The sequence below is a fragment of the Caballeronia sp. genome, from assembly GCF_049581465.1.
GTDB lineage: Bacteria > Pseudomonadota > Gammaproteobacteria > Burkholderiales > Burkholderiaceae > Caballeronia.
Window position 1 is genome coordinate 1 of sequence record NZ_JBAUSA010000897.1, and the last position, 4,577, is coordinate 4,577.

Consider the following 4,577-nt stretch of genomic DNA (forward strand, 5'->3'; position numbering starts at 1 on the left):
TCAGCGAGGGCCCGGATAAACACACGACGCCCCTCTTGCTCTGCCTCGCAGTTTGGCTCGCAGCAATGGTTGAGCCAACGTGCAGAATTGCCACCGCGTGCACCGTCGATGACGTGTCGGTCATCCAGCCCAAAGAAAAACGTGTGGCCGTCCTCGGCGCTGTTGCGTTGATAGCGCTGGCTCGCGACGCGCCAGGATGTCACTTCACCTTTGTATTCGACGAGCAATTCCCCGGATGGGATGTTGGTTAAAGCGAACACGCCTCGGCCATGAATGGGTGAGCGACGCACAACCATTCGGCGCATAACAAAAACCTACGATTTGAAAAACACGGCCGATACCACGGCCAGTAGGCGGAACGCATGCGCCCGCAATGGGCATAATCATACGTGTTGCAAAAATCCTTCTTGCGCGATGCCGATGAAACCCACCCGACCCCGCATTCGCCGTCGACCAGCGCGTGGAACGCTCGTGCGGTACGGCGATCGCATTGCCGAGGTGCTGGGCGAAGCGCGCGGCCAGCGAGTCATGATCAAATCGATTCATGGCGACGGCATCGAGCGGCGCAGTGCCGTGAAGTGGACGAACCTGGTGCCGCTTGATGATCAACTGTTTTAAGCGTCGCCGACGCTGCCCCGCGTGTTCAAGCGCCGGGCCATTGCATCACAGGCGCTCGCCATGCGGTGACGCAAAGCGCCGGTGATGTGCCGAGCGCCCTTACGAATTCACTGAATCCTTGAACGCCTTACCCGCCGTGAATTTGACGGTTTTTGCCGCGGCAATTTGCAGCGTTTCACCGGTCCTCGGGTTGCGACCGGTGCGCGCCGCACGGTGGCCGGCGCTGAAGGTGCCAAAACCGACCAGCTGCACGCCGTCGCCTTCGGCAACGGCTTGCGTGACGACGGCGACAAACGCATCGAGGGTCTCGACTGCGGCGCTCTTGGTGGTGCCGACGGCCAATGCGATAGCGTCAACCAGTTCTTGCTTGTGCATATTCATTTCTCTCAGATATTTCTTAACGTCCCACCGACGCGGGTGATGGTGAACGCGTCACCATACCGGAGGCGTTTCTCTGAGGCAAATCGCATCACCCGTAAGGGTATTCGACGGCGCCGACGCTCGAGCGCGTCGGCCCGCTAAAGCGACCTCACGAGGTGGCGATGATCGCACTTTGCCGTCGGCCGCCTTTCTCCCTGGCCCCACGTCGTGAGCCGCCGGCTCCGGCGAGCATGGCGGTTCCCACGGGGTGCGCACCAGCATTGCCCGCGCTCGCGCCGGCATGCACGTGATCCGAGACGTTCTACCCGCTCTACCCGCTTCATCTCATTGATGTCGCCGATCGTTTTTCCGCGTGCGCCATGCATGCGCTGTGGCAACCGAGTTGCCTGTCGCATCGAGTCGGGCTTATGTCCCCATTCTTGGGGCGACGCCCTGAGCGCCAAGCGGTCACGCCGCTAGCCGCCCTCCTCGGCTCGATCGGTCGCGATCGGGCGCGGGCGCGCTGTCGCGTTCAATGCCGATCAGTCGGATCGTCCTAATGTCCCCATTCTTGGGGGCGAATTTATGGCTCGGGTCCTGGCTTCACCAGATCCGAACCGAGTGGCTCACACGCGGTTGTGCTCCACGCCAAGCGCCCTCCTCGGCGTTCACACCGTTCGGGAGGCAAAGAAAGGCCGCGCACGAGTGATTTCAATGCTGATAACCCGTAGTATCGGCATTGATACATCCTAAGCCTATGATTTTTATATATTTCCAAAAGATCGAACATTGTTATTATGGAAAATTACGCTTTCGAAGATGACAATCGGTTGCCCAAAAAGGAAAAGGCCCGGACTGATGCCGGGCCTCAAATCAAGGTGGGAACCCCCGTTACCGCCTTGATAGTATTTCTTCTCGTATCTGACCTGTCGGCTCTGAACGCTGATTATTATGTGTCCGGGCGGTTGTTATCGGTCAGTAAGTGCATGGTATCCACTGACGAATCATCTTTATGTTGGGCACACCTCGTACGGCTTACTTCTGGTTACAGTTGTCGCTATGTGGCCACATTTTTTAAGTGGCATGCGAAGAACGCTTAAGCGTGTGTTTGCGAGTCGCGGTGACGCTCCAACAGGGGTGCGCTATCATGAAGGCATCGCAAAGAGGTGACTCTTATGGGCAAAATTCCAATCGACCCCGTTCTTACCGAGCACGACAGTCTCGAAGAGGCTGAAGCCTACGACGCATGGTTTTGCGCCGAGGTGCAGGCAGCAATCGACGAGGATGGCCCTGACATTCCGCACGATCAGGTCGTCGCGGAGATGCGCGCGCACATCGAAGAACGACGAAAGGCGCGCAATGCTCGTTGACTGGCGCCCGCGCGCTCGACGCAGACTCCAAGGCATCTACGACCATATCGAAGAACAAAGCCCGGCAGCCGCCGATTTTGTTTTTGAATCAATCATAGCGGCTGCCGCCGCACTGCCCGACCACCCCTACGTCTACCGGGAGGGTCGAAGGCCAAACACGCGGGAAATGATTGTTCTGCCGAACTACATTGTCGTCTATCGGGTGAAATTGGATCGCATTCAGATTCTGAACGTGTTGCACGCGCGGCGACGCTATCCCTAGTAACAGGCCAGATCACTGCATCGACTGAACGTCACCCATGAACGCTTGCGCCTCGGCGGCCGAGTCGACCCAGACCATACGGTCGTAAAGCGCCTGCAACTCCGCAAAGCTGCGACCCATAGCAACCCCGCTCACGCTCTCAGCCAGGCCGAACAGCGGCATTGCCTGGCCGCCCTCCAGATACTCCCGGAAGACATAGTTGAGCCGGAGGTGACGCGGCTGACCGCGCACGATATCCAATCGCGGGTGAACTCGGTGTGGTGATCGCGCAGCGCTTCCTTCCACGAGAGCATCACCGTGCCTTCGAGCGTGCCGTGTGAGTCGAGGGTGTAGAGCACCGCAGCCCGCCGAAGCCTCTGCTTCGGCCACCAGATCGCCCAGCGCATCGAGCGGGATCGGATTGCCCTGGCGGGTCACGAAGGTCACCTGCCCTGCCCTGCTCGCTTGTTCAAGTTCAGGAACATGCCATCGGCTTTCTTTTGCGAGAAAGCGCCGGTGGTCCAGCTCCAGGTATCAGGAACGTTAGCAGACGCTGCACCTCGTCGCGTGCGGCGTGGCCGGTAAGCGCCCGCGACCAGCTTGTCGAGCGTGTCCCAGATCGGGGCGTTCACGAACGTGTCGGCGCCCGGTGCCCCCCCTTCGACGCGCTCGGGAATTTGCTTCATGCCGTAGTCGTGAGCGCGTCAAGTGAGGCCACGAGCGCGCGCTTGAACGTGTCGAAGGCGAGGAAGTGCTTCACCATTGCCTGCTTGTCGTTCTTGCCCGGCAGCGCCGCGATGTTCTCGATCGCCTTGAATGGCTGTCTGAGGTCATATGAGTCATTCGTTACCTACTCCATTGGGTTGCAGCGCGGAGACGACGTGCCATTTCGAGGGGTGACTCACCGACACGGGCAACGATCGGCGCAGTGGGGATCACCTGTTTGACGACCGGGGTTTTGGGCACCGGGCTGCGACAGCGGCCGGTGTTGGGATAGTCGGAGGTGATCTTCGGTTAGTTGCAGCTTGTCCATGACGAGCGTGTGCGAGATTGAGCGACACTCCGTAAAAGTTTCCGTCGAAGACCGACGCTGCTGGCGTGGTCGGCGCACGCTGCGCCGTCGCTGCTGCACGCCGGACGTATGGGCCGGGCGCACGCGGTGTCGAATCGATCGTTGTTCCCCTCTCATACTTACCCCGCCGGTAGGGCTTCGAAGGCGCCCACGCGACTTGCGGTGCGGCCAACCCGGCACCGCGAGCACGCTCGATGAAATAGATCGCCTGACCCTTGAGCTTTTCTTCGCCGCACAGCGCGATGGCCGGACACTTGCCACACTTGATCGCGCCGGTACATTCCCAGTAAAGCGTCTGGAGCGACGAGTCGTTCTTGCGATCGATCAGGTAGAGGCACATCGCGTAGGGCTTCGACTTGCCGATCCAACGTCTCGATGCGGCTCGTGCCATTCAGGCGTTGTCGCCCGACTTCTCTATCGAGCGGTTGCGGTAGTAGAAGGGCCGCAGTTCCTTAAACGGCTGCTCGCGCAGGTGCTAATAATTACAATTTTTGATGTGATGTCCACACCGGTATTCGGGGCTAAAAAACGCCGGCAGCGCCGGCGATCTCTTAGTCAATTTCTACGATTATCAGGGCTTGCTCTTCTTCGCATCGTCCTTCAAATCACCGTACTGCTTTTGCGCTTCGCCGACGCCTTGTTGCACTTGGCCTTTGGCTTTTTGCGCCGGATCGCCCGTGGCGTTGCCCACCGCTTCATTAACCTTGCCCTTGACCTTCTCAGCGGTGCCCTTCACTTGATCCTTGTTCATTGCGAACCTCCATATTCCGGTTGTGCGCCTGAAACTGGCAGCATCAAGTGAGTTGCAAAAACCGATCCAGCCCAGGCATCAGATCGACGACGAAAAAAAGCCCGCTCTGGTGGCGGGCACAATCCATATCAGTAGAGACATGGAGGAGACGAACTAAGTATAAAC

9 protein-coding genes are annotated in these 4,577 nt (G+C 59.0%); 3 read left to right on the forward strand and 6 right to left on the reverse strand.

Translation table 11 applies throughout. The annotated features are described in order from the left end of the window. A partial coding sequence (locus tag WCA53_RS21930) for an SET domain-containing protein (RefSeq protein WP_423915562.1) occupies positions 1 to 305 on the reverse strand: 305 nt, incomplete at its 3' end. Between the two features lie 166 nt (positions 306 to 471). Between WCA53_RS21930 and WCA53_RS21935 the strand changes: the two genes are divergently transcribed. Then, positions 472 to 618, forward strand: coding sequence for a hypothetical protein (locus WCA53_RS21935; protein WP_423915563.1), 147 nt, complete (start codon positions 472 to 474; stop codon positions 616 to 618). A gap of 99 nt (positions 619 to 717) precedes the next feature. Here WCA53_RS21935 and WCA53_RS21940 read toward each other — a convergent pair whose 3' ends face one another. Next, the gene (locus WCA53_RS21940; RefSeq protein ID WP_423915564.1) at positions 718 to 993 is read right to left on the reverse strand and encodes an HU family DNA-binding protein; all 276 of its coding nucleotides are present in this window, start codon (positions 991 to 993) and stop codon (positions 718 to 720) included. 1,160 nt (positions 994 to 2,153) lie between these two features. Between WCA53_RS21940 and WCA53_RS21945 the strand changes: the two genes are divergently transcribed. Both WCA53_RS21945 and WCA53_RS21950 read left to right on the forward strand, forming a co-directional pair. Next, positions 2,154 to 2,348 carry an antitoxin gene (locus WCA53_RS21945; protein ID WP_423915565.1) on the forward strand — a complete coding sequence of 65 codons (195 nt, stop codon included), beginning with the start codon at positions 2,154 to 2,156 and terminating at the stop codon, positions 2,346 to 2,348. Beyond that, a complete protein-coding gene (locus WCA53_RS21950; protein WP_423915566.1) occupies positions 2,338 to 2,610 on the forward strand; it encodes a type II toxin-antitoxin system RelE/ParE family toxin in 273 nt (90 codons plus the stop codon). The genes WCA53_RS21945 and WCA53_RS21950 overlap by 11 nt, the downstream gene beginning before the upstream one ends. A 12-nt stretch (positions 2,611 to 2,622) precedes the next feature. On the opposite strand, the gene WCA53_RS21955 is transcribed toward WCA53_RS21950, so the two are convergent. The 4 genes from WCA53_RS21955 to WCA53_RS21970 form a co-directional block, all read right to left on the reverse strand. Next, positions 2,623 to 3,027, reverse strand: a complete 405-nt coding sequence (locus WCA53_RS21955) for a hypothetical protein (protein ID WP_423915567.1) — start codon at positions 3,025 to 3,027, stop codon at positions 2,623 to 2,625. Between the two features lie 5 nt (positions 3,028 to 3,032). Beyond that, a complete protein-coding gene (locus tag WCA53_RS21960) occupies positions 3,033 to 3,275 on the reverse strand; it encodes a hypothetical protein (RefSeq protein ID WP_423915568.1) in 243 nt (80 codons plus the stop codon). Between the two features lie 249 nt (positions 3,276 to 3,524). Further along, positions 3,525 to 4,052, reverse strand: a complete 528-nt coding sequence (locus tag WCA53_RS21965) for a hypothetical protein (protein WP_423915569.1) — start codon at positions 4,050 to 4,052, stop codon at positions 3,525 to 3,527. 180 nt (positions 4,053 to 4,232) lie between these two features. Next, entirely contained in the window at positions 4,233 to 4,412 is a 180-nt protein-coding gene (locus WCA53_RS21970; protein WP_423915570.1) for a CsbD family protein, read from the reverse strand. Positions 4,413 to 4,577: the final 165 nt, after the last annotated feature.

What these genes read in the sequence shown, in the direction of transcription:
- WCA53_RS21950 (WP_423915566.1), top strand. Translation starts at nt 2,338, where the DNA reads ATGCTCGTTGACTGGCGCCCGCGCGCTCGACGCAGACTCCAAGGCATC.
- WCA53_RS21960 (WP_423915568.1), bottom strand. Translation starts at nt 3,275, where the DNA reads ATGAAGCAAATTCCCGAGCGCGTCGAAGGGGGGGCACCGGGCGCCGAC.
- WCA53_RS21970 (WP_423915570.1), bottom strand. Translation starts at nt 4,412, where the DNA reads ATGAACAAGGATCAAGTGAAGGGCACCGCTGAGAAGGTCAAGGGCAAG.
- WCA53_RS21940 (WP_423915564.1), bottom strand. Translation starts at nt 993, where the DNA reads ATGCACAAGCAAGAACTGGTTGACGCTATCGCATTGGCCGTCGGCACC.
- WCA53_RS21965 (WP_423915569.1), bottom strand. Translation starts at nt 4,052, where the DNA reads ATGGCACGAGCCGCATCGAGACGTTGGATCGGCAAGTCGAAGCCCTAC.
- WCA53_RS21945 (WP_423915565.1), top strand. Translation starts at nt 2,154, where the DNA reads ATGGGCAAAATTCCAATCGACCCCGTTCTTACCGAGCACGACAGTCTC.